26 protein-coding genes and 1 pseudogene are annotated in these 21,832 nt (G+C 37.3%); 14 read left to right on the forward strand and 13 right to left on the reverse strand.

Annotation, left to right across the window (positions count from 1 at the left end):
• The first annotated feature begins 111 nt into the window (after positions 1–111).
• The gene (locus C9J38_RS16920) at positions 112–720 is read left to right on the forward strand and encodes a HEPN domain-containing protein (protein ID WP_233218519.1); all 609 of its coding nucleotides are present in this window, start codon (positions 112–114) and stop codon (positions 718–720) included.
• A gap of 133 nt (positions 721–853) precedes the next feature.
• Here the strand turns inward: C9J38_RS16920 and C9J38_RS21795 are convergent, their stop codons facing one another.
• Positions 854–1,003, reverse strand: coding sequence for an AlpA family transcriptional regulator (locus tag C9J38_RS21795; protein ID WP_158259517.1), 150 nt, complete (start codon positions 1,001–1,003; stop codon positions 854–856).
• A 23-nt stretch (positions 1,004–1,026) separates the two neighbouring features.
• The gene (locus tag C9J38_RS21800; RefSeq protein ID WP_158259518.1) at positions 1,027–1,194 is read right to left on the reverse strand and encodes a hypothetical protein; all 168 of its coding nucleotides are present in this window, start codon (positions 1,192–1,194) and stop codon (positions 1,027–1,029) included.
• 321 nt (positions 1,195–1,515) lie between these two features.
• On the opposite strand from C9J38_RS21800, the gene C9J38_RS16930 reads away from it, so the two are divergent.
• Positions 1,516–2,493: a hypothetical protein gene (locus tag C9J38_RS16930; protein WP_107208112.1), complete on the forward strand. Its 978-nt coding sequence runs from the start codon at positions 1,516–1,518 to the stop codon at positions 2,491–2,493.
• 233 nt (positions 2,494–2,726) lie between these two features.
• Here the strand turns inward: C9J38_RS16930 and C9J38_RS16935 are convergent, their stop codons facing one another.
• Both C9J38_RS16935 and C9J38_RS16940 read right to left on the reverse strand, forming a co-directional pair.
• Entirely contained in the window at positions 2,727–3,902 is a 1,176-nt protein-coding gene (locus tag C9J38_RS16935; RefSeq protein WP_107208113.1) for a serine hydrolase, read from the reverse strand.
• A gap of 215 nt (positions 3,903–4,117) precedes the next feature.
• Positions 4,118–5,191 (reverse strand): sensor domain-containing diguanylate cyclase, encoded by a 1,074-nt coding sequence (locus C9J38_RS16940; RefSeq protein WP_158259519.1) that lies wholly within the window; start codon positions 5,189–5,191, stop codon positions 4,118–4,120.
• A gap of 321 nt (positions 5,192–5,512) precedes the next feature.
• On the opposite strand from C9J38_RS16940, the gene C9J38_RS16945 reads away from it, so the two are divergent.
• Together C9J38_RS16945 and C9J38_RS16950 are read left to right on the forward strand one after the other, a co-directional pair.
• Complete coding sequence (locus C9J38_RS16945) at positions 5,513–5,815, forward strand: hypothetical protein (protein ID WP_233218520.1); 303 nt, start codon at positions 5,513–5,515, stop codon at positions 5,813–5,815.
• Positions 5,816–6,298: 483 nt separating this feature from the next.
• Positions 6,299–7,051, forward strand: coding sequence for an SDR family oxidoreductase (locus C9J38_RS16950; protein ID WP_045185155.1), 753 nt, complete (start codon positions 6,299–6,301; stop codon positions 7,049–7,051).
• 129 nt (positions 7,052–7,180) lie between these two features.
• Here the strand turns inward: C9J38_RS16950 and C9J38_RS16955 are convergent, their stop codons facing one another.
• The 3 genes from C9J38_RS16955 to C9J38_RS16965 all read right to left on the reverse strand — a co-directional run bounded on the left by C9J38_RS16955 (position 7,181) and on the right by C9J38_RS16965 (position 9,429).
• The gene (locus C9J38_RS16955; protein ID WP_008987102.1) at positions 7,181–7,483 is read right to left on the reverse strand and encodes an antibiotic biosynthesis monooxygenase; all 303 of its coding nucleotides are present in this window, start codon (positions 7,481–7,483) and stop codon (positions 7,181–7,183) included.
• A 109-nt stretch (positions 7,484–7,592) separates the two neighbouring features.
• Positions 7,593–8,627 (reverse strand): HupE/UreJ family protein, encoded by a 1,035-nt coding sequence (locus C9J38_RS16960; protein ID WP_107208116.1) that lies wholly within the window; start codon positions 8,625–8,627, stop codon positions 7,593–7,595.
• Positions 8,620–9,429 carry a peptidyl-prolyl cis-trans isomerase gene (locus tag C9J38_RS16965; RefSeq protein ID WP_107208117.1) on the reverse strand — a complete coding sequence of 270 codons (810 nt, stop codon included), beginning with the start codon at positions 9,427–9,429 and terminating at the stop codon, positions 8,620–8,622. The genes C9J38_RS16960 and C9J38_RS16965 overlap by 8 nt, the downstream gene beginning before the upstream one ends.
• 205 nt (positions 9,430–9,634) lie before the next feature.
• Between C9J38_RS16965 and C9J38_RS16970 the strand changes: the two genes are divergently transcribed.
• Complete coding sequence (locus C9J38_RS16970) at positions 9,635–10,042, forward strand: GNAT family N-acetyltransferase (RefSeq protein ID WP_107208118.1); 408 nt, start codon at positions 9,635–9,637, stop codon at positions 10,040–10,042.
• A 59-nt stretch (positions 10,043–10,101) separates the two neighbouring features.
• Complete coding sequence (locus tag C9J38_RS16975) at positions 10,102–10,533, forward strand: DUF2000 domain-containing protein (RefSeq protein ID WP_107208119.1); 432 nt, start codon at positions 10,102–10,104, stop codon at positions 10,531–10,533.
• 285 nt (positions 10,534–10,818) lie between these two features.
• On the opposite strand, the gene C9J38_RS16980 is transcribed toward C9J38_RS16975, so the two are convergent.
• Positions 10,819–11,388, reverse strand: coding sequence for a DUF2938 family protein (locus C9J38_RS16980; RefSeq protein WP_107208120.1), 570 nt, complete (start codon positions 11,386–11,388; stop codon positions 10,819–10,821).
• 202 nt (positions 11,389–11,590) lie between these two features.
• On the opposite strand from C9J38_RS16980, the gene C9J38_RS16985 reads away from it, so the two are divergent.
• Positions 11,591–12,481, forward strand: coding sequence for a LysR family transcriptional regulator (locus tag C9J38_RS16985; RefSeq protein WP_107208121.1), 891 nt, complete (start codon positions 11,591–11,593; stop codon positions 12,479–12,481).
• A 177-nt stretch (positions 12,482–12,658) separates the two neighbouring features.
• Here C9J38_RS16985 and C9J38_RS16990 read toward each other — a convergent pair whose 3' ends face one another.
• A complete protein-coding gene (locus tag C9J38_RS16990) occupies positions 12,659–13,135 on the reverse strand; it encodes a peroxiredoxin (protein ID WP_107208122.1) in 477 nt (158 codons plus the stop codon).
• Positions 13,136–13,510: 375 nt separating this feature from the next.
• Here C9J38_RS16990 and C9J38_RS16995 point away from each other — a divergent pair, with 375 nt between their 5' ends.
• From C9J38_RS16995 to C9J38_RS17010, 4 genes are all read left to right on the forward strand, one after another.
• A complete protein-coding gene (locus C9J38_RS16995) occupies positions 13,511–14,122 on the forward strand; it encodes a hypothetical protein (protein ID WP_107208123.1) in 612 nt (203 codons plus the stop codon).
• A 16-nt stretch (positions 14,123–14,138) separates the two neighbouring features.
• Complete coding sequence (locus tag C9J38_RS17000; protein ID WP_107208124.1) at positions 14,139–15,626, forward strand: hypothetical protein; 1,488 nt, start codon at positions 14,139–14,141, stop codon at positions 15,624–15,626.
• Between the two features lie 504 nt (positions 15,627–16,130).
• A complete protein-coding gene (locus C9J38_RS17005; RefSeq protein WP_107208125.1) occupies positions 16,131–16,937 on the forward strand; it encodes a DUF6597 domain-containing transcriptional factor in 807 nt (268 codons plus the stop codon).
• 52 nt (positions 16,938–16,989) lie between these two features.
• Complete coding sequence (locus tag C9J38_RS17010) at positions 16,990–17,373, forward strand: VOC family protein (RefSeq protein ID WP_107208126.1); 384 nt, start codon at positions 16,990–16,992, stop codon at positions 17,371–17,373.
• A 189-nt stretch (positions 17,374–17,562) separates the two neighbouring features.
• Here C9J38_RS17010 and C9J38_RS22080 read toward each other — a convergent pair.
• Positions 17,563–17,705, reverse strand: a pseudogene (locus C9J38_RS22080) (phage integrase N-terminal SAM-like domain-containing protein); the annotation flags it as partial.
• 15 nt (positions 17,706–17,720) lie between these two features.
• Here C9J38_RS22080 and C9J38_RS17015 point away from each other — a divergent pair.
• Together C9J38_RS17015 and C9J38_RS17020 are read left to right on the forward strand one after the other, a co-directional pair.
• Positions 17,721–18,020 (forward strand): DUF3088 family protein, encoded by a 300-nt coding sequence (locus C9J38_RS17015; RefSeq protein WP_107208127.1) that lies wholly within the window; start codon positions 17,721–17,723, stop codon positions 18,018–18,020.
• 186 nt (positions 18,021–18,206) lie between these two features.
• Positions 18,207–18,524, forward strand: coding sequence for an antibiotic biosynthesis monooxygenase (locus tag C9J38_RS17020; protein WP_107208128.1), 318 nt, complete (start codon positions 18,207–18,209; stop codon positions 18,522–18,524).
• Positions 18,525–18,618: 94 nt separating this feature from the next.
• On the opposite strand, the gene C9J38_RS17025 is transcribed toward C9J38_RS17020, so the two are convergent.
• A complete protein-coding gene (locus tag C9J38_RS17025) occupies positions 18,619–18,909 on the reverse strand; it encodes a hypothetical protein (RefSeq protein WP_107208129.1) in 291 nt (96 codons plus the stop codon).
• 393 nt (positions 18,910–19,302) lie between these two features.
• Here C9J38_RS17025 and C9J38_RS17030 point away from each other — a divergent pair, with 393 nt between their 5' ends.
• A complete protein-coding gene (locus C9J38_RS17030; protein ID WP_107208130.1) occupies positions 19,303–19,905 on the forward strand; it encodes a LysE/ArgO family amino acid transporter in 603 nt (200 codons plus the stop codon).
• Between the two features lie 117 nt (positions 19,906–20,022).
• On the opposite strand, the gene C9J38_RS17035 is transcribed toward C9J38_RS17030, so the two are convergent.
• Complete coding sequence (locus C9J38_RS17035) at positions 20,023–20,358, reverse strand: multidrug efflux SMR transporter (protein WP_107208131.1); 336 nt, start codon at positions 20,356–20,358, stop codon at positions 20,023–20,025.
• Positions 20,351–21,682, reverse strand: coding sequence for a hypothetical protein (locus tag C9J38_RS17040; RefSeq protein WP_107208132.1), 1,332 nt, complete (start codon positions 21,680–21,682; stop codon positions 20,351–20,353). Before C9J38_RS17040 ends, C9J38_RS17035 begins: the two co-directional genes overlap by 8 nt.
• Positions 21,683–21,832: the final 150 nt, after the last annotated feature.

The following is a 21,832-nucleotide window of genomic DNA, read 5'->3' on the forward strand; positions in this document are numbered from 1 at the left end:
TGCCTCTAATTTAAATTCAGCACTAAATAATCGTCTTGTTCGTTTTGTCATGATGTCACCTATCCATGTTAAGAGGTGATGATATCACCTCTGAGTAGGTGGCCAAATTTAATGTACCACTACACAACCCCAACAAAAGCAAAATTTTTTATTCATAAACTAGAAAATCATAGTTGGGTGGTACAAGGAAAGCATGAGCTAGATTATGATATTTCGGACACATTTCACGATCTGGTAATTCATGATTTAGATGGGGAGCTTGATACGCAAGATAAACAAGTTTCTTGGGTAAGCCACAGACTGAATGAAATGAACGCTGTCTTTTCATATGGAGATATATCTAAAACACACAAATTGTTACTGGCCTGTCAATGGTTATTTGAAAGTTTTAGTGGTAAAAATGAATTACTTTCTTTTGTTCAAACTACTGTAGTAATTGAAATTTTGTTGGGAGATAAGGCCTCATCTGAACAAGTTGGTTTAGGTACATTATTGCGAAATCGTTGTGCCTATTTAATAGGAACTAGTCAGAGTCAACGGGACGAAATATTAGATGATTTTCAAAAGATATATGATGTTAGATCTAAAATAGTTCATGGTGGTAAAAGCAGGCTGAATTCTGTTGAACAAGCTCTTAAGTATAAGTTGCAATGGATGTGCCGAAGAGTAATTCAAGAAGAGGTAAAATTGCTTTGTGAAGATAAAAACCAGGAAGGATAATTTCAACCGATTATTTTGTTACCTCTGATTGAGGTGTTACTTTTTATTATACTTACCACTTACCACCATAAGTAGAGCAACCTATCTTGGTTAGCTCAAACAAAGCGATCTCTAATCAAGATCGCTTTGCTTTCTAAAACCGTTTTCCAAACCGACTGGTATTATCTTTCCATTCTTCAACTGCAGAACGTAACCAACGTAAGGGCATCAATGTAATTGGCTCAGGGAAGCCGCGTGTTTGTCGCCACTTATAAATCGTTGCTCGACTTGTGATTTGAAACATCTCTAATACTTCAACGTAACTAATCAAAAGATGTGTGATTGCTCATTAAGTTCAGCATAAGTTTTTGCTGGTGGCGGTGAATCAGGTAGTTGCTTTTCTTGTTGATTCCTACGGTGTGACAGTGTCATGTTCATGCTGTTTTCAGTGGTATATGAGATGTTTACAGTAGGGTAGCTGTTGTAATCGAACATGTTTGATTCCTTATTCGCATTTTGTACTAATAAAATCAGAAAGACGAACCCGATTCATGGTATCTCAACAACGGGTATCACCTTTAAATAATCCTTCCACTTTAATTTTGTACACCTTTTGGGAAATAACTCACCAAATGTTTGCTACCCTCTATTTTTCCATCATATCTACTGCGTTTATAACTTGCTCTATAAAGCTCAAACACATTAATAAGGTAAGTAAATTATTGTGACTGAAGTGTGAGTTTTGTTGTATATCTCTTTGTTTAATATTAAGTAAGATTAAACTGCATACCTATTTATTAATCTTAGGTGTGTTAGATGTCTAGAAAGTTTTGGGGTTACCGAATTGATAAGACAAAAATTGATTTCTTTCGTCAGGAACTAAAAGAAGGAAGGTTAAGACAAGGTTGGGGATGGGATGATGAGCAGAACTTAAGGCAGCTCACTATGGACAGTGGCGCTCGTCGCAATCTACCTATTTTTCGTAAGGTAAAGAAAGGTGACATCTTATTAGTACCTCGCTTACCAACGTGGAATGAAGTGGCGATTGTAGAAGCAACCCAAGACTTCTCTGAGGGCTATGATTTCTCTATCGATCCTAAGTTAGGCGATTTTGGTCATATTTTTCCTGCACGTTTGATTAAAAGTTTTAATAGAAAAAATGCCAACGTGTTGGGGGATCTAAGAGCCAGCTTAAAACAGGTCAATCGCTTTTGGAATATGAGTCATTGCAAAGACAGTATCGAAAAGTTGATCAACCATGATGAGTTGCTGGTCGATTCTATTGGTTTCTCTAACCGCTTTAATAATCTTCTCACCGACAATATCAGTCAATCGTTAGAACAAACGGACTTCTATACAAATTTCTACCGACAAATGAATGAGCAATTCTCTAATGAAGAATGGGAATATGCATTGGTTCAGGGTATCCGAAAAATTTTGCCTGAACCGATTTTAGTAGAGCGTACGGGTGGAATTTTAGAGAAAGAGCATGGAACTGATATTCTTATTACATTGCCCGGTTTGCTCGGTAAAAGTTATGGCATTGCCATTCAGGTAAAAGATTATCGTGGGTTAATGAGTGATGGGGCGATAAAGCAGATTCAAAAAGCGGACTCTTGGAATAATGAGAATTTCACGATTATTGATAAATACGTAATTGTGACCCAATGTTCAAAAGACGATCATCCTGAGGACTTCCAGAATACCGATGGCGTCACTATTTTATTTGCAGAGCAGTTAGAAAGCTTACTTAAAGATATTGCTGCTGGGTTTATTGGTTTGGATAGAAATTAATATCTCGGTTCTTCCGAAAGAGCAAATTGCGCTAACAGCTCATGCTCTCAGGAGAATAAAATTTTTCTGTAAACCACCACCGAGGTGGGTGAATAAGACCTCGGTGGTGAAGGGGAGAGCGTGATGCGTAACGTTATAAAAAAGAGAAAATGCATTCAAATAAAAAGGGAGCCAAATACAGAAAATTATTAGTACCTTAAGCTTACATAACTAACGGTACTCGTATAAATACATTATGTTATATATTCGGCTTCGTCGATCCCAAGTGACGGCAGAATATAATCGACGATCAGCTTAAAAGGGTAAGTATCATCTTGATCCATATACGCACCTGATGTGATAACAATCGTCAGTTGGAGCTGTGGAATGATAAAAACTTCTTGACCACCTGTACCTCTCATTCCTGCTATATCTATTTTTTTACCCTCTTTTTTTATTGTTGGAAACCACCAGTTATGGCCGTAAGCAATAGACTTATTAGGCCAAAATTTACCTTTAGGTTTTAAAGACTCTTGTGCCCATTGTTTTGAAAAAATACGCTGACCCTTCCATACCCCTTGGTTTATATAAAGTTGTCCTAACTTCGCAAGATCTCTTGGACGTAAATATAAACCTGATGAACCTAAATAATCACCGGTCACTTCATGAGCAAACCAATCATAATGAGTGATACCTAGTGGTTGGAATAGTGCTTGATTGGTATATTCTTTAAGGTTCATCTTTGTGATTTTTTCTATTACTCCACCTAGTAATACACTCATAGCTCCTTGATAGACAAATGTTTTACCGGGCTGATCTTCAATACCTTTTTGGAAAATATATTGATAAGGGTCATCGGATAACCACATGGACATCGCATCGCTATGTCTTTCATGCCATTCTGCCCAATCAAGACCACTATTGAAATCTAAAGCATGTCGAAGTTTAATTTGCCTTTTCTTTTCAAAATTGGGGATATCTTTTTTATTAAAATAATCAAACAGCGAGATATCAGTATTGGCTATTTCTTTTTTATATAAAAGATGGCCAATTAATGTTGATGTGACCGTCTTGGTAACTGATTTTATATTGTGATACGTATCGGGTGAAGGTGGAAAAAAATCTGGCATTGGGGTGCCATCTCCAGAGTGCCTAACAGGGTAATATTGTTCAAAAATTAATTTATCATTCCGTGTTATCAGCAATGACTGCACCTTTTTTGACTTACGTAAGGTTACTTGTTGGTGAAGTTCAATTAGCTTATCTGGGTTAAAACCTTCTGCTTTGGGGGAGCTAACTTTCCAATCATTTTGTTCAGACGTTTGAGTCCAATTAAAATCACTCATGTCAGTTTTAGGAGGAAAGGTTATCATCCATAAGATAAAAATAGCAGGTGATAATAATAATCCGATTTTGATAATACGTTTCATCTTGGCTGCTTAAAATTTGTTCACTTAAAATAAATTAAACAATTTATTAACATGTCGGTAGGTTGAAAATCAATCTAATGGTTCTTAATTTACGTGTTGGAATTGATTTAATTTATAATGTGAAATAATTACATTTTGGATGAAAGATAACGGGAGTAAGCACAAGATTATTTGCAGTGCAGTGAGAAAGTTTACTCAAAAATATGCTGCTTTAGTTAAAGTGACGTATCGCTATAAACACCTAAACGGTGCTGCTTTGCATGATACATTGCTTGGTCTGCTTTCTGAATGAGTTGATCTAAGGCTTGATTTTCTTCTGTTGACGTTGCGACACCAATGCTTACACCAAACCCCAGATCTAATATATTGGCTGGTACTTTGGCCATAATAGCGTCGTGAAGTCGGTTTGCGACTTGAGTACCATCTCTTGTATGGGTGTTTTCCATTACGATAATAAACTCATCGCCACCAAAACGGGATGCAATATCACAGTCACGTACTTGTTGAGATATAACGTCTGAAACTAAAACAAGTAGATCATCACCAACTTTGTGACCCAAATTATCATTCACTAATTTAAATTTATCTAGATCGATAAATAACAGTGAGCTTTTTAAATTTTTTCGTAGGCACAGTGATAAAAATTTAGTTGCGACTTCATTTAAATAAGTACGATTATGAAGCTTGGTTAATTCATCATGTGTTGCGCTAAAGCGTAGCTGTTCTTCGAGTATTAATTTCTCGTAAGCGACTGATATAATGAGTGCAGCGACATTAACGATTTCTTCTTCAATGTCCGAAGGTGATTTAGGTTCACTATGGTAAATGGCGAATGTGCCTAATACATTTGAGTTTGAATCGGTATAAGGTACAGACCAGCAAGAGTGTAGATTTGCTTTTTGTGTAATGGCTAAAAACGGCTGCCAGTTTGGGTGTTCATTGATATTGCTAGCAATGATTGTTTTGTTAAGAAAGGCTGCCGCACCACAACTTCCTACATTTTTTCCGATTTTGATACCATTAACAGCTTCATTATAAAAATCAGGAAGGTTGTTTTTTATCCCTGTATGTAAAGTACCTTGTTGTTGATTTAAAGTGAGAATGGAGACTTTGCTGCCTGGTAAAAAACTTTCTACCATATCAACCATTCGCTCTAGGAAAGGTTCAATTTTTGAGCTCAGAACAAGGTCTCTCAATAATAAATTGAATTTGCGATGTGCAGATAAAAGCATCGATTCTTTCTTCACAATAGGCATATCTTTTTTATTAAATTTTTCTAATTTTAGCATTTTATTAACATTATGAGGCATGGATACACTATCTATTTTGCTTGTTAACAATTGCACTTAAGTCTTTTAATTTAAAAGCTATTAATTGTTTTTTAGTGATAACAAGTGGTTGTTAGAGAAGTGACTTAATTTTCAATAAAAGTGGTGTGATAGTTAATGTATCTGCTCATTTCTTTACTTATGTGTAATGTGATACAACGCACGACTATGTGTATATATCGTTGTGGCACGTTTACCTTGCAAGGCTAGGTGCGTAAGGTGCTGTTTTAAAGTTAAATGGCAGGCAACTTGTCTTTGCACCTACACCAAGATGGAGTAAATGTGAGTACTGCAGCGATATTTCTGATTATATATCTGATCCCCGTACTGTCTTTTGCGGGTACGATTGGTATTTATATGTTGCTTCATGGTGAGAGTCTTAGCCATCCTCTCATCAATGTTGTTTTGCTTATAGTCGCTTCTGGTTTTATCGTTTTATCTTATCTTTCTGTTAAGCTGATCTCTAAGTTCGTTAGCGAGAAAGTGATGTATTTTGGCATCGTTTTTACTGTATTAGCTTGGCTATTAGGCGTGATCGCGGTGGTGTTTTATCTTGTGATGTTTAAAGATCTCTTCAGTATCTAGGTGGTACTCAATAGATCAATACATACAGGTGAAAGTATGAAATAGAGCCTAAATCATGCTTAAGCTACGCTTGTATTAACTGTGATTGTCTTGAAAATACCTACCTTCTTTGCTTATAAACTTTCAATAATATCCCCTCAATGAATCCTTTAGTTACCAAGAGCGTTTATTTGCATACTTATAGGGAATTAATGTGTTCATCATTGATCTAATTATGAAATAAAGTTACAAAATGTTAACTTGCTTCATAATGGGAAATAAAATTATAACAAACATGTTACGTGTGAAATGAGGCATTGTAGGGTGGATTATCTGCTCTTAAAAGCGATGCGTTTAGTTGAGATAAAGCATCGTGAGATCAGAAGCAGATATTTGTATTAAGAAGTAAAGTCAGTACAGAAACAGACATGAGATAAATGAATGGCTCTATTTTTCATCTTATGTGCGTAGAAGTGTATGGCAAATATAAAGAAAGGAAGATCAATGCGCGCTCAAAAAGTAGTTGTTATTACAGGTGGTGGTAGAGGAATTGGCGCTGCAGCAGCCAAGTTATTTGCCAAAGAAGGCTATGCCGTTTGTATCAATTATAAATCGAACTCAGAGGCAGCCAATACACTTGCCCAAGGGATCATTGCTGAAGGTGGTCGGTGTATTACGGTTCAAGCAGATGTTTCTAACGAAGCTGACGTTATTCGTATGTTCTCGACTGTTGATAAGGAATTAGGCGCGATATCGGTTCTTGTTAATAATGCTGGAATATTAAAGCAACAATCACGATTAGAAGAGATGACGGCAGATCGAATTAACGAAATACTGTTCAACAACGTTACTAGTTATTTTATTTGTAGTAGAGAAGCTGTGAAGCGTATGTCTACTCGTCATGGTGGTAATGGCGGCGTAATTGTTAATGTATCTTCTGGTGCGGCACGTACCGGATCACCAAATGAATATATTGATTACGCAGCATCAAAAGGGGCAATTGATACCTTAACTAAAGGGTTATCATTAGAAGTAGCAGCCGAAGGGATCCGTGTAAACTGTGTACGTCCGGGGTTAATTCATACCGATATGCATGCTGATGGTGGTGAGCCAGAACGTATAGAAAGGTTGAAGAGTAAAATCCCTCTGCAAAGAGGTGGAGAGCCTGAAGAAGTCGCAGAAGCTATTTACTGGTTAGCATCCGAGAAATCATCATTCTCTACCGGAAACTACCTTGATCTATCAGGCGGGTTATAACATCAGCGGTTAGAGATGATTTATCTGGCTGTTATTTAAGTGTGTCGGATGATAAAAACCCAAACACTTGTATCTAAGTGTTTGGGTTATAAAGTATTAATTGTGGAAGGTTAAGCTATTTATTACCTATTACAGGCAGCTTTCAAACCCTTCAAAGTTTGGTGCGCCTAAATAAATGTCTTTATTACCGCGAGCATTAGCATGAGCTTTACGGAATGCTTCTGATTGTGTCCAGTCTTCGAACGCTTGGCGAGAATCCCATACTGAGTGCGATGCAAACAGGGTGTACTCATCGTTTGATGTACCTTGAAGCAAGTTGAATGATTGAAAACCCGGTACGGTATCTAGGTAGGTATCGCGGTTCTTCCAGATATCGATAAATTCTTGCTCAGAGCCTAAACGGATTTTAAAACGGTTCATTGCTATATACATGATGACTTCCTTTACTAACTTCAGTTTTTATTTTTGTCCTGCCACTATTACAGTATTGGCTAATGCAAGCTAGCAGCAAAAATACAATATATGTTCTCTGTAACTTCCACTATAAAACATGGAACATAATGTACGCCCGTTGAATAAACCAAAAAGACGCCATGATCCCCATGGTATATAAAGGCACTTTTTGAAAAAACTTATGATGAAATACAGGCACTTTAGCGCACAATTTCAATAGCACGATAAGAAACGATAAGAAGATCAATTGCCCGATCTCAACACCAATATTAAAACAGGCGAGGGCTAACGGAATGCTGGTTTGGCTTAATCCGACTTCTTTTAATGCGCTGGCAAACCCCAATCCATGTAACAGACCAAAGGAAAACGAAATTATCCACGGAAATTTTCGGCTTAATGTTGGATGTTCTTTGTCATAAGGGCGAGTAAGCTCATAACACAAAAACAAAATACTCAGTGCAATTCCCGTTTCTACTGGGGGTTCTGGAATGTGTACCAGATTAAGCGCAGATAAACTTAACGTAATACTGTGGGCTAAGGTAAAACAGGTAATGGCCTTTAAGAAGGTTTTAAAATCGCGCGTAAATAACAATAAGCCCGCCACAAACATTAGGTGATCAATCCCCGTTAATATATGGGTGATACCTAAGGTGACAAATAGCTTTATTGTTGTCCAAATCGAGATCTTATCGGTTAAGTGTAGGCTGTTATGCCCTTTATACAGCGCAAGCGTACTCACTTTCCCATCTTTTTGCGTTAACTGCGTGAGTAGCTGGCCTGTTTTTAGTCCGTTAAATACCAGAGTCGGTGATGATGTATTCGCTTTAAGTTGCAGCAAATAATCTTGTTCATCCATTCCGAAACCATTGTCACTTCGCTGTGATGACAATAAACGTACCGTGCCGCCATTAGTTAAGGTGGGTGTTATTTGTGTATGTTCACCTGCAATTACCGGTAGTTTTAACGCCAACTTATATTGTTGATTATCTAACTGTGTGATCAAACCCACTGAGGGCTGATAAGGATGCGCCATTGCCAGTGGTGCCATTACTACCGAAAGCAGGGCGCCAACGACTGTGCCAACAACTAAGCGCCACATAAAATAAGAGATGTGCTTATACATTGTTTAATAGTGTCTTTGTGTTAACGGTAAAATCTGAACCTGCGGGTAGTGCAATGTGATATTGCTTAATAACGGCAGCTATTTTTTTATTAACATCATCACGGGCAAAATCTTGTGCTAATTGTTGCTTGGCCTGCTTAAAACTGAGAACGCCTGCTTTTTGATAATCGAGTACCTTTACTGCTATCGCGCCAAAGGGAGTATCAATCGGTGTTGACCATTGGTTTGGTGCTAGTGCGGCTAATGCGTCTACTGTTTTTGTACCCAGCTTTGCCAATAATGCCTGCTTACTCACATCACTTAAACATTGTTGAGAATCCATCGTAGCAATAGGGTGTTGCACTTCTTGTGGCGTTAAAAAGTGATAGCACAATGAGTACATATCGGGATGCTTATAACGCGCTTGATGCGTTAAATAGTATTGATGTAATAAGGTTGTGTTGGTGGCATTGATCTTAGCTAACTGTGAAACATAGGACAGGTAACGTTGCATCAACATTTCATTTAAGTTTGGATCGCCTTTCTCCAAGCCTAATTTTAATGCCTGTTGAGATAGCATCTGTTTTAACACTACATGGTTAATGTCTTTGTTTAGTTCTGTGCTCGACGGGGGGGAACCAAAATAAAGCGTATCGTCTTTTTTTTGTTGCTCAACTTGTGACGGTGTCACTGAAATGGTGTTTACAGAAGTAGACGAGTAATACTGTGAATAACCAATAAACAGCACAGCACCCGCGATAAGGAAATGCGAAAATGGATCTTGAATGAATCGCTTAAGCCAATAGCAGACTTTTTTTAACATGTTACGTGATCTTTTCTTATATTAAATAATGCCCTATAAGAATACCCATGCTAACTGTATGAGTGTTGAATGTTGACTGCATGTAGATTTTTACTTTTTGCGATGCTACGTTATTTATCAATAAGATAAGAATGTTTTAAAAGTCGCATTTTTATTAAGTATATGATTAAAACATTCGGCATGATGATATGGGAGTACCGTTTATATGGATATTAACGTTGAACTTAACGGCGAGATTGAAGAAGCCGAAGTTATCGCATTGTACCGTGCGAATGAATGGTCTTCAGCAGATAAGCCCAAACAACTCTTAGCTGCATTACGTAATTCTCATACTTTGGTTACTGCTCGTGCTAACGGTAAGTTAGTTGGAGTGGGGAACGCTATCACAGACGGTTATCTTGTTGTGTATTATCCCCATATGCTTGTTCACCCTTTACATCAGGGTAAGGGCATTGGTCGTAAAATGATGGAAGCAATGTTGTCTGTATACAGTGGATTTCACCAACAAATGTTGACTGCTGATGGTGAAGCCATTGCGTTTTATCAAGCGCTTGGCTTTGAACGAGCAGGTAAAACAGAATCAATGTGGGTGTATGAAGGCACAGAGCATTAATATTTTACGTAAGCGCTTTTATACAGCTAATATGAACGTTCAGTTTATAAGGGGATATTATGGTTGATTTACCTGATGAAAATCAGAAAAGGTATATTTCAGTTTTAAGTAAAAAAATGGATTTAGGGCGTACCTTAAATGTACTTGGGCATTTGAGTGTTGGTTTGTCTAAACAACTGTCTGAAGATGAAGGTGCTTATCTAGATTATGTTGATTTGGATGGCAATGTGCATCCGAGTTTATCGCATTATCCATTCATTGTGTTAAAAGCTGATAATTCAAATAAATTACGTAAAGTAAGAGAAGAGGCTTTGAGCCGTGGTATTAAATTCACTGATTTTACAAGTACTATGATAGATGGGGGATCAACAGAACAGCAGCTGAGGACGAAAGAAACAAAAGAAGCTGATTTGGAGTACTTGGGAGTTTGTTTGTTTGGTGATACTGAAACATTACGAGAATTTACTAAAAAGTTCAGTTTGTATAAGTAGTGTGTTGTATTAAAAATTGGTCAAGCTGACGCATATTGTGAGCTACTTTTGTTTCAAAACCATTTTAACATTTTATGGTATTAACGAACTAAAAACGTTGTTATTTCCAACCGAATATATAACAGCAAACAAGCAGTCGCATGAAGCACTCAAACTTCTTACTTTAGCTGCTGATGTTTGCTTTTCAGATAAATAACAAATCACGCGATGCTATATAAAATATATCGCGTGATTGGCAATGCATTTAATCGAACAACGCAATGATTAAAGTACCTTTTCTTAATGTTATGTCGCATTGTTGACGATTATTGCATGATGTTCTTTCGCTTCTTTGAAAATCTCTAATCGACTAGCGTAAAGCACTTTCGTAGTGATATACAAACCAATACCGTAGCAAGAATGACAAAAAATAGAGAACAAAATCGCGTGGATCATATTGGGACTATTCACGTGGAAAAAGCCTTCACCAAAGGCATAACTCACCACAACTAATGGAAAAAATAACAATGACCATGCATAAACAAGCGATTTTTTAAGACTTGGTTTTAGAAACAATCCTTTCTCTACAAAGCTAATATAAATCACGGTATAAACTAAACTAACGCTAAAGTGCATAATCCAACCGATGAGAACATCATGGGGAACGGCTGGCACCTGCTGTATAGCTTCAACCAGTGGATGCCCTTGAGTGATATAAACCAAATAACGGCCTAAACTCGCAAAATTATTTAGTGGGTGATCACTGAATAATAGATATAAGTTGCTGCCTAAATCTAAGCAAAGACCACTAACTACACTAATAAACAGAAGGTGAAGGAGGTAGGATGAACGTTGGTGATGGGGATAATAGAACATAGAGCATCTCCTGATTAATTACGCTTTCATTGTGATAATGAAAAGAGCTTGTCATAGTCAGGTGTGGTTTATTAACACCGTGGCAATGGCTTTTATAAGTTCAATGATTTGTTGATGTTTATAGTCTAAGGCAATGAAAAATTGGGATATATAAAGTATGCTTTATGCAAAGCATTACGAATGGTTATGTATGGGATCAAGGATGAAACCAAATTTAGATTTGAATTTGCTGGTGGTATTTTTAGAAGTGTATCGGCTTCGTTCCATCACATTAGCATCAGAATCATTAGGTTTAACACAACCTGGGGTAAGTGGCGTATTAAAGCGATTACAATCCCAGTTAGGGACGCCTCTTTTTGTAAGAGAAGGGCGTGGAATTAGCCCAACACATGCCGCAATTAAATTAGCGAATGAGATAGAGCCAGCGCTAACGACAGTACAAAGTGCGTTAGGTAATATCGCGGGGTTTGATGTTCAAAATCATCACGCGTTTACGGTTTATGTAAATGAGGTGGTTATGCACACGATTAGAAATAAAATTGAGCTCGACCCAACGATGGGGAATTGCAAAATAAACCTCTATATGACGCCTAATACAGAAGAAGAGTTGCTATCTCAGTTAAGTTTACAGAAAGCAGATTTAGCCATTGATATTGGTTTACGCAGTAATCCGTCTTTTTTCTATCAATCATTTATCGATGATGAAATTGTCGTAGTCTGTCGGAAAGATCATCCCAATATCCAACAGACAATCACGCAAGCGCAGTTTTATGCTGAAAAAATAATCTTCATGCAGAAAAGGCGAATAGACTTACTTGAAATGAATTATTTCTCTGATGAACGCTTTCTGCCAAGAGATTTAGACTGTGAAACCGCATCTATTGTTTCAATCTTAGCATTAGTGTCAGAGAGCAACGCCGTTGCGCCAGTTAGCCGACTCATGGCTGAAAAATATGCCTCATTATTTAACTTACAAATACTGCCATTGCCATTTTCTTCCAAACCTTTCAAACACATTATGATGTGGCATAAGCGTGATGAACATAACTCAGCTAACCAATGGTTGAGAAATAAACTCAGCGAAATATTGTGACATTGTCACTAATTTAGTGAGCGTTTCTTATTACTAGCAAATGTATGAAGACGTCCATAATGACCGAAGATACAGCCACTCGTGAGCTGGTTGACGCTTTCAGAGTTGGGTAAGTATAAATATGGTTCAATGATCACACACTGAACCATATTATTGATGTTTAAAGTCTTATTGCGGTTACTTCAAGCTTGCTAAAATCGTTTCCGCTTTACTCGCTTCAAATTGTTTTGGCTCTTCAACGTTGAGCTGAGTTACCACGCCATTATCAACAACCATTGCATAACGTTGAGAACGAATACCACCAAAGTTAGCAGTGTCCATTTCAAGCCCTAATGCTTTAGTAAAGCTTCCATCGCCATCGCCCAACATCATAATTTCAGATGCGTTTTGCGCTTCGCCCCAAGCTTGCATAACAAAGGCATCATTAACAGATACACAAGCAATAATGTCGACACCTGTTGCTTTGATCTCATCTGCTAGCACGACATAACCCGGTAAATGGGCTTCAGAGCAAGTAGGAGTAAATGCTCCTGGTACAGCAAACAGCACAACACGTTTGTTGGCAAAAAGCTCTGCGGTATCGTGTTTAACCATACCGTCATGTGTGAGTTCACTGAGCACTGCGGCTGGTAATGTTTGGCCTTTTTCGATCATGGTTTACTTTCCTTGTTGTATTAGTTTGAAACAGTGTAGCGAGGATTTTATCTCACGGCTAATTTTGCTGGTGGAGAAATCATTGTCAATGTCATATTCAGATATTTGAAATTTGTTGTCTCAGTAGCGAATTGAACAAAGAAAATAAGCAAAATATCGCGACTGTAATGGAATGCGCATTACTTCACAGACTCACTATTTATAAAACCCTATAAATTATAAATAAAATTTAATGCTTCATATTTGGCTGGCTGTAGTGGAATGGCTGATCCCTAAATTCTTTGGCCTTATATTGTATGGTTATGAAATGCTGGTGGTTGTTAAATATAGAGACTCAATTTGAACATATATCTTGATATTGAAAAGGGTTAATACATGAGCTTTTGGAAAGTTATTGGTGGCGCAGCCGCTGGGATTGCATGTGTAGTGGCATTACCAATTGCAGGACCAGTAGGTGCAATTACTGCAGCAGGTGCAGCGATTGCGGGTGGTGTTGGTGCTGCCGCCGGTGGTGTTGCCGCAGCAATGGACGACGGTGAAGAAGAGGCAGAACGCCGTGGTGAGCGTCGAGCTAATGCTGAACAGGAACTTAAATACAGTAAATTAACGGCTGCGTTTGAAGACGCAAAAAATCGTTTAGACGAAACTGAAAATTATTTTAATTTACTGATCGCAATGGAAGCAGTTGGCCTTGCGTGTGCTAATTGTGATGGTGAAATTTCATTAGAAGAACGCCAAGAGATTGATGAATTTATTGCGGGTGTGTCTTCAAGTGAATTACCAAGTCACGTGAAGCGTAAAATCGAAGATATGGCTAAGAACCCACCAAATGTTAATACTGCGTTTGCACTAGCACAAAAGGTGGGCTTGAATTCATTTGAACTTTACAACGAAATCATCGAAGTGGTGATGCATGCTGATGGTCGTGTTCATGAGAATGAAAAAGCGTTCGAACAAGCATGGAATACATTGGTAAAAGCAGCGTAAGACAGGGCAGTAACAAATGAGTAGTAGATCGGAACGCTTTAAGAAAAGACAGCAACTTCGCAGTAATTATGCCGAGAAAAGCCATATTAAAGAACTGGCAAATTCTGAAGTATCGCAACAGATGTTAGCCCGTCAGGTTGATCAAGAGTTTATTGATAATGCGCTGTTAGAAAAAGCGCCGATCTACGATCTTAATGTCTCTGAAGCAGAAGTAAAAGCATCATTAAAGATGCTAGATAGTGATTTTAATAAAGAAAAATACGATGTGTTGTTTGAATCAAGTAAAGACGTTTTGATCAATCAACTGCTAAGCCCACTTAATTTAAGTCGTGCTGACTTAGAAAATGTCGATCGTAATTTTGAATACAATCGTGATGATTACACCAAATCACCAAAGAGTTCTGGTGGTGAAGGTGTATCGTTTGATACACAACGGAAAAAACTAAAGCTGCAATCGACTAACGAGCAGGGGCAGATTAAAGACACGTATACAGGTCAATATCACGATGCATCTGAGATGGACTTAGACCATGTTAAATCGCTAAAAGCCTTTCATGAAACTGGGGCATATATGTTATCAGATGTTGAGAAACGCCAATTTGCAGCTGATCCTGATAATCATGAATTTACCCATAACAGTTTAAACCGATCTAAAGGTGAAAAGGATCTTAAAGAGTTCTCAGAAACCAATGAACAAGCCGATAAAAGACGCACTAACGCTGCACATACAAGAGCAGAAAAAGCCGCGGAGAAATATGTACCGTCAAATCCTGTTGGTAAAACCGTTTTTGTTGCTAAACGTGGTGCGGTAGATGGTGTAAAAGCGGGTAGCCAACAAGGTTTACAACAAGCATTAGGTGCTTTGTTATCTGAGTTTATTTCTGCCACCTTCATAGAAGTAAAAGATATATTTAATAATGGTTTCAAAGGTAACGCACTGGAAATGTCGTGGGTGGATGCATTGATCTCTCGGCTTAATAACATCAAAAACAAACTGCTTTCAAAATGGAAGAATGTGGCTCAAGCGTTTACAGCAGGGGCGTTGTCAGGCTTTTTAAGTTCAATCATTACCGCATTACTGAACATGTTTGTACGCACAGGAAAAAACATGGTGCGTATTATCCGTGAAGGCTTTATGTCATTAACCAAAGCGTTAAAAACATTAATATTTCCACCCGAAGGAATGACAGCAAAACAAGCAGCCCATGAAGCAACTAAAATCTTAGCCACGGGTTTAGTGATCACTGGCGGTATTATGGCAGGGGAAGCCATTGCTACTGCATTAGGGACGATTCCGTTTGCTGGCACTATCAGTATGGTATTGACAGGATTACTTTCTGGTTTAGGCTCTCTTTTTGTCGTGTTTATGTTAGATAAACTAGACATGTTTGGTGTTAATGAAGCAGAACGCCATGAGTTTATTATGGGACGTTTAGAATCTCGCATTACTGTCAGTATCGAGCGTTCAGAAACTATCATTAAAGAGCTAGGCTTGAGTTATTAGCGTGATAAAAGAATGAATTAAAGCTACAGGCTTTCATGGAAAGCTTGTGGCTTTTATATTCAATTTGTATTAATAAGAATACATACATTTCTTACTTTCTTTGTGTTCAATCAACACTTTATGAACAAGAGTATCTCCATCTTTGCTTAAGTTTCTTACCTGAAAACTTAAGAAGTATTGCTGAGCAGCAAATATCCGAATATAACTTGTTTCAATGTGAAGCTAAGTAATCGCAGTTTAAACTTATATCGAGCTTCTATACTTAATCAGGTTATTGAACCTTCAATTGTAGTGGTCAACAAATACTGGCCACAGTTTTACATGCTAAAAACTATAGCGTGTTTTGTGTTGGCTTTACTAAATTTTTAGCTGATTTAACCCTGAAAAGGAACTAAAAGTTATAGGTTGAACTAATCTATATAAATCAGTGGGTTAGCTGTTAAAGATGCCCGTTATGAGCGCGCTATATTTTTCCTATACTCTCTGAGAGGCGGATATTCAATTATGCTGATAAACATTAATGATGACTCCTTGCAAGGTCGTGTAAATAATCCAAATTATTATATTACTTTCAAACCAATACCACCGTTAAGTAATTGGGTGCAGGAGTTTTGGCAACTTAATGTACCTGATGGTCAGTATTTTTATCGTAGTCTCCCTGATAATTGTGTCGACATCATAATTAATCTTACTTTTCCTGAAGACGCCTTTGTTGTAACACCATTCTGCTCGGCTAAAGTATTTGAGATGACAGGGCCTGTTTCATATTTTGGTATTCGGTTTCGTATATTAGGGCATCAAGGAATAATCCAGGCTCCTTTGAGTCAATGGAGTAATGACGAGAATGTAACAATCATCAGTGACCTATTACCCAAACATTTATTAAGTGCTTTATACAATAACGCTTATCAGGCAATGTCATTTCAAAGACGTTGCGAAATTATTTCTCAAATATTACTTGGTAATATAGGTTCTAGCGAAGTTGATCGTAGATTAATACGCTTTATTTTGTATTGTGATCGAAGCATTACATCTAGTATTGATTTGTCTAATAAACAGTGTTCTGAATTTGGTGTATCAGCTCGGCACCTTCGTCGATTAACTTCACAATATTTAGGACTTTCGCCTAGAGAATTCACTAAGGTTTTTCGTTTTCAGAAAATATTACGTGCGATGAATATGGAGAGTTTCGTCGATGTATGGGCGTATTATTATTATGACCAACCGCACTTTAATCGAGAATTTAAAAATATATCTGGTGTTACTCCCAGCGAGTTTAGGACTATGTCCGCTTTGTACAAGGCAGATTGAATTAAATGAATAATAATATTGTTTTAATAATCTAATCTCAGGAGTAAATAAAATGATAGACGTTGATGCTATGTTCCCCGTAATGGTGACGAGTGATTTAGAGGCAGTAAAGCAGTTTTATGAGACCGTTTTTGGATTTAACGCCGTATTCTATGATTCAAATTTTTACCTTCATTTGGTCTCGCCTAATAATAATATCCAGCTTGGTTTTCTATTACCAAACGTCGCAAGCCAACCTGAATTTCTTCATCCTATAATGTCTTCTAAGGGGTATGTTATTTCGCTTGAAGTCAAGGATGCTACCTTTGCGTATGCCGAAGCTAAGCAAATGGATCTCAACCTTATAATGGCTTTAAAAGAAGAAGAATGGGGGCAAGTACATTTTATGATTCAAGATCCTGCAGGTTTAAGTATTGACGTCGTTCAACATTTGTAACCTACAGATAATGCGTTAAAAATAGAACAAATAAGAGATATGTACCGATAGCCGACACCTCTCCTTGGTGTGAATCAGTGATTGTAGCACTCTAATTTATAATAAAACCTTTTTTAATTCTGAAGCGTGGATGCCATTTCGAACAATTATCATGGGTACTTCATGAATGTGTTTTGATCTGTTGTGTAAATATCGTTTCAGATCGTCGGTAGTTAAGGTGTCTGGCTATTTACCCAGTTGATGTTAATGCGACGTAGAGCACGACTATAAGTTTCAATCGTAGCGGGGCGTTTACCTTGCAAGGTGAGATGAGTAAGGTATTGTTCAAAAACATAGAGTAGTCATTGATGAAGCCGAAATTATTTATTTTAAACATGCCATTTGAAGATGGTCCCGGGAAAATGTGGATCTGTTCACACTGTGCACTTATTGAAGGTGCATTATCAGTAAATACGCACTGGGAAGATATGGTGGAAGTTCGCCGTATAGCGTTTCCAAAACCAAGAAAGGAAGTAGTGGATATATTGGGTGAAGAAAACCAATGGCTTCCTGTACTCATACTTGAAAATAATAAGACGATCACTGAACCAACAGAAATTATTAATTATTTAGCAAGAGAATTTAGTGGGGCTGCGGTACACCTATAGTGAGGGTAAAGTAAGCTTAACTAGAAAATAAAAAAGGACTTAAAACAGTTAAATTTTGGTTCCTTCGTCGAATATTTTAGCTAACAATTTTAAGTCAGGATAACTTTTAGATAATGGTGTCTGGGAAAGTAACCATTATTTATTGAAATAAGCAACTAACAAGACGTTATATGCCAAGGATAATTGATGACTCTTTTAGTGAATACCCCAAAACCACCATACTATGCTGTTATTTTTACTTCAGTTCGTACTGCGGGTGATAATGGTTATGGCGAAATTGCAAATAGGATGATTGAGCTTGCTGTACAGCAACCAGGCTATTTAGGTGCAGAGTCAGCAAGAGAAGATCTAGGTATTACAGTTTCTTACTGGCTTGATTTGGAGTCTATTAAAAACTGGAAGGCGAATACTGAGCACCAAGAGGCTCAAAAATACGGTCGTAAGTTATGGTACGAGTCATTTAAGGTTCGAATTTCAAAAGTAGAACGAGACTATGGCATATGACAAATGAGTTATCAATTCAGCCAATTCACCTAATCATTTATTAGGTAGTAAAAATACCGACCTACATCAGGTCGGTATTTTATTTGTATCAGGTTTATTGGCCAGCACAATCAAGCGACATTTTACCATTAGCATCGCGAGTTAGGGTGATAGTTGTACTTGCTTTTGAGGCACCTTTCGGTAAGTAAACTGCACATTTTTCAAAGTTTGGTACAAGTGCTTTATTGATTGTTTTAACCGCTTGTTTTTGGCTATCAACATTGTCACCCGAATAAATGGTAATGCTATCTACTTGTGCCAGCATTTGCTCAGAATGTTTAGCTGGAGCTGCATGTGCGAAAACAGAAACAGAGCTAAGTGCTAGTAATAGTAATACTTTTTTCATTATATACCTCTAATAATTTAATGAATATTGTGCGTTGGTTCGGTTGCTAATATAGCTATAAAACAAAACTAAATAAATAAAAAATTATCGTAAAACGATAATTAATTGTTGTTAAGTTTGTTATGGATTATTACGGGATTAACTAATATCTTGATTATTATCAATAAATAGTGAATTAGAGTTTTTGAAGAACAAAACCAGAGAGGCGTGTTTTTGCATGTATTTCTGTATGAAAAGTATACATCTTTCTTTTTGGGTATAATTGAAAGGTGATTATCGCTGTTAATTATGAGTAAAGTGGTCATTCATTGCTGAATTATTAACTACTTTGTAACTTACGTAGATAAATAGTATTAACCTAATACTCGTCACTTTTTACATGGATGTGCTGTAATGACTATCTTTCTTGCTGGCTTTTCGCTTGGCTTATCTTTAATACTGGCAATTGGCTCTCAAAATGCGTTTGTATTGAAACAAGGACTTAAGAATCAATACGTGTTTATCATCTGTATTGTTTGTGCGTTGTCAGATGCATTATTGATTAGCTTTGGTGTCGCAGGCTTTGGCGTTATTGTCAGTAAGTATCCAGATATTGAAACTGTGGCGCGTTACGGTGGCGCAATTTTCTTAACGGTTTATGGGCTGTTGAGTTTTAAATCGGCATTGATGACGGATCATGCTTTGCTTATTGATCAAAGAACATCAGGTTCATTATTAAAAACGATACTGACTTGTTTGGCTTTTACGTGGTTAAACCCACATGTGTATTTAGATACAGTCGTGCTACTTGGATCTATTTCTACCCAATATCAACCTTATGAGTGGCAATTCGCGCTGGGGGCTATCACGGCATCTTTTGTGTTTTTCTTTTCACTGGGCTATGGATCGCGTTTATTAGCTCCATTATTTCAGCAGCCTAAAGCATGGAAGGTGTTAGAAATACTGGTAGGGGTAATTATGTTATCTATTGCAGCATCGTTGGTTCTCGGTATTTGAGTCGGTTAGAGTGATTCAAATTACACCGAGAACAGCAATGGGAATAATGGTCGGGTATCAACGATCCATATCAGCCCACACTTGTTATGGCTGCAGAACTGATGGCTTATGTGTTTATTAATGCATGACAGATTTTGAAAAAAGTTGAATCGTGATGATGCCTGCGGCAATAAGGATTAACCCAAGCAAGGCTGGAAAATCGAGCTTTTGCTGATATACAAAATAAGACAGTGTAGAGACTAAAAAGATACCGATCCCTGCCCAAAGTGCATAAGCGATGCCGACATTCATGATTTTAACGACTTGAGAAAGCCCATAAAATGAGATCGCGTAACCAACTAGTACAACAAGGCTGGGAGCGAGTCGGGTAAAGCCTTCAGATGCTTTCATCATGGTTGTTGCAAGCGTTTCAGCAATTATAGAAATAAAGAGTATCAGGTATACATTAGTCATAAAAATTACTCGCTAAATTGTTTTGTGTGCGTCTGATTGCTTGCTGCAAAGAATATTTAAGTGATAACCGTTGATACCAAGGCAATGAAGCCGGTTGAACAATGCTGTGTAACACGCGGCTATAATCCATCGTTAAACCAGGTGTCCATGCCATCATCATTGCACGATGTCGAATTTGAGCTGCAAGCCATAACTCAGGGCTGCACAACAGTTTTAAAAGTGTGAATATACTGCTGCTTTTTTTATACAAGACACCGTCTAATGCCGCTTCTAGTGCATAAGCGGTATTACTTGAACAGTTATTGGAGGTTAAATTATAAATAGGATTTTTATAACAATGATGCCAGAATTGCTTTAATGTTAGTGCGTTATATTGAATAAATTCTATTTTAACATTTGATTCACACCATTCAGCGGCTTCGGTTTTGTAATCCGGTAGGTAACGGCCAAGCACATTATTTTCAGGAGTCGCTTTTAGAGTGCGAATAAACTCAGAAGGTGAGCGATCAATATCTTCTGATGGATATAAACTAATATAACACTCAAATCCTGCTTCTAATGCGGCATGACCGGTAGAAATAACCCCGTTTACATCTGTAGCTGCAATGTAACGATTAATAATGGGGCGAGGAACATGTGGGTTTTCTGCTGACCCCTCTGGTGTCCATATATGTATTGTTAACGGTTGCGTATTATTTCTATTTTCTGTGCTATTTATCGAATATACGCTGTCAGTTGTGGATATATATTCATTTCCACTATTATTTAATAATTGAAAAATAGGGCTGTTGTATTTTAATGAACTAACCTTCATTAGAACAATGATACTTCGAATACTTCCTGTGATCATAATAAACCCAAGAAAGTAAGAAATAACATAATTATAATTTTGTAATAGGAAAATAGAATAAAAGATTTGAATACATCCCCACACGATAGCTCTTTTCCAATGAGCAAAACGAACAACCCAAGCGGATGCAATATTAAAAATACCAACAGAAATATAAGTTAAACCAAAAGTCGCAGATAATAAAATATTGCTAAATTTGATATTTACGAGTGCCGCAATTGCGCAACAAAAGAATATTAATCCTTTGAAAATAAGGATGTTACGGTGCAACCCCAATCCGCTAGGCGCTACGATTAAAGTTGTTAAGCTTTCAAGTAAAAGAAAGTAACTGAAGGAATCAAATACTTTTCCGTCAAGGCCATCAATGAAGATGAGAAGGCCAGCAAATCCCCAAAGGGTGCTGAATCCTAACAGATGAAATATTTTACTTTTTACGAAAGGTGCACCGAAAAGTAGCATCGCTATTTGTAACATGAAGAACCGTAATTTTTTATTTGTGATCTAGCGTTCTAATAGAACTATTAGATAAAGCTAAAAGTAAGATACTTTCTAAAACTAATTGATATATTCAAAACGAAGGCGAGGATATTATTACATGGTTGAATGTTAATCAAGGTATTGTTT

This window comes from Photobacterium sp. GB-210, assembly GCF_003026075.1.
GTDB lineage: Bacteria > Pseudomonadota > Gammaproteobacteria > Enterobacterales > Vibrionaceae > Photobacterium.

Coding starts and splice junctions, on each gene's coding strand:
- C9J38_RS16980 (WP_107208120.1), bottom strand. CDS start 11,388: ATGTTCTATTATCCCCATCACCAACGTTCATCCTACCTCCTTCACCTT.
- C9J38_RS16965 (WP_107208117.1), bottom strand. CDS start 9,429: ATGTTAAAAAAAGTCTGCTATTGGCTTAAGCGATTCATTCAAGATCCA.
- C9J38_RS16920 (WP_233218519.1), top strand. CDS start 112: ATGTACCACTACACAACCCCAACAAAAGCAAAATTTTTTATTCATAAA.
- C9J38_RS17010 (WP_107208126.1), top strand. CDS start 16,990: ATGATAGACGTTGATGCTATGTTCCCCGTAATGGTGACGAGTGATTTA.
- C9J38_RS16985 (WP_107208121.1), top strand. CDS start 11,591: ATGAAACCAAATTTAGATTTGAATTTGCTGGTGGTATTTTTAGAAGTG.
- C9J38_RS16960 (WP_107208116.1), bottom strand. CDS start 8,627: ATGTATAAGCACATCTCTTATTTTATGTGGCGCTTAGTTGTTGGCACA.
- C9J38_RS16950 (WP_045185155.1), top strand. CDS start 6,299: ATGCGCGCTCAAAAAGTAGTTGTTATTACAGGTGGTGGTAGAGGAATT.
- C9J38_RS16940 (WP_158259519.1), bottom strand. CDS start 5,191: ATGCTAAAATTAGAAAAATTTAATAAAAAAGATATGCCTATTGTGAAG.
- C9J38_RS16955 (WP_008987102.1), bottom strand. CDS start 7,483: ATGTATATAGCAATGAACCGTTTTAAAATCCGTTTAGGCTCTGAGCAA.
- C9J38_RS17020 (WP_107208128.1), top strand. CDS start 18,207: ATGACTCTTTTAGTGAATACCCCAAAACCACCATACTATGCTGTTATT.
- C9J38_RS17005 (WP_107208125.1), top strand. CDS start 16,131: ATGCTGATAAACATTAATGATGACTCCTTGCAAGGTCGTGTAAATAAT.
- C9J38_RS17035 (WP_107208131.1), bottom strand. CDS start 20,358: ATGACTAATGTATACCTGATACTCTTTATTTCTATAATTGCTGAAACG.
- C9J38_RS21795 (WP_158259517.1), bottom strand. CDS start 1,003: ATGTTTCAAATCACAAGTCGAGCAACGATTTATAAGTGGCGACAAACA.
- C9J38_RS17025 (WP_107208129.1), bottom strand. CDS start 18,909: ATGAAAAAAGTATTACTATTACTAGCACTTAGCTCTGTTTCTGTTTTC.
- C9J38_RS16970 (WP_107208118.1), top strand. CDS start 9,635: ATGGATATTAACGTTGAACTTAACGGCGAGATTGAAGAAGCCGAAGTT.
- C9J38_RS16935 (WP_107208113.1), bottom strand. CDS start 3,902: ATGAAACGTATTATCAAAATCGGATTATTATTATCACCTGCTATTTTT.
- C9J38_RS16975 (WP_107208119.1), top strand. CDS start 10,102: ATGGTTGATTTACCTGATGAAAATCAGAAAAGGTATATTTCAGTTTTA.
- C9J38_RS17040 (WP_107208132.1), bottom strand. CDS start 21,682: ATGTTACAAATAGCGATGCTACTTTTCGGTGCACCTTTCGTAAAAAGT.
- C9J38_RS17000 (WP_107208124.1), top strand. CDS start 14,139: ATGAGTAGTAGATCGGAACGCTTTAAGAAAAGACAGCAACTTCGCAGT.
- C9J38_RS16990 (WP_107208122.1), bottom strand. CDS start 13,135: ATGATCGAAAAAGGCCAAACATTACCAGCCGCAGTGCTCAGTGAACTC.
- C9J38_RS17030 (WP_107208130.1), top strand. CDS start 19,303: ATGACTATCTTTCTTGCTGGCTTTTCGCTTGGCTTATCTTTAATACTG.
- C9J38_RS17015 (WP_107208127.1), top strand. CDS start 17,721: ATGAAGCCGAAATTATTTATTTTAAACATGCCATTTGAAGATGGTCCC.
- C9J38_RS16995 (WP_107208123.1), top strand. CDS start 13,511: ATGAGCTTTTGGAAAGTTATTGGTGGCGCAGCCGCTGGGATTGCATGT.
- C9J38_RS16930 (WP_107208112.1), top strand. CDS start 1,516: ATGTCTAGAAAGTTTTGGGGTTACCGAATTGATAAGACAAAAATTGAT.
- C9J38_RS21800 (WP_158259518.1), bottom strand. CDS start 1,194: ATGTTCGATTACAACAGCTACCCTACTGTAAACATCTCATATACCACT.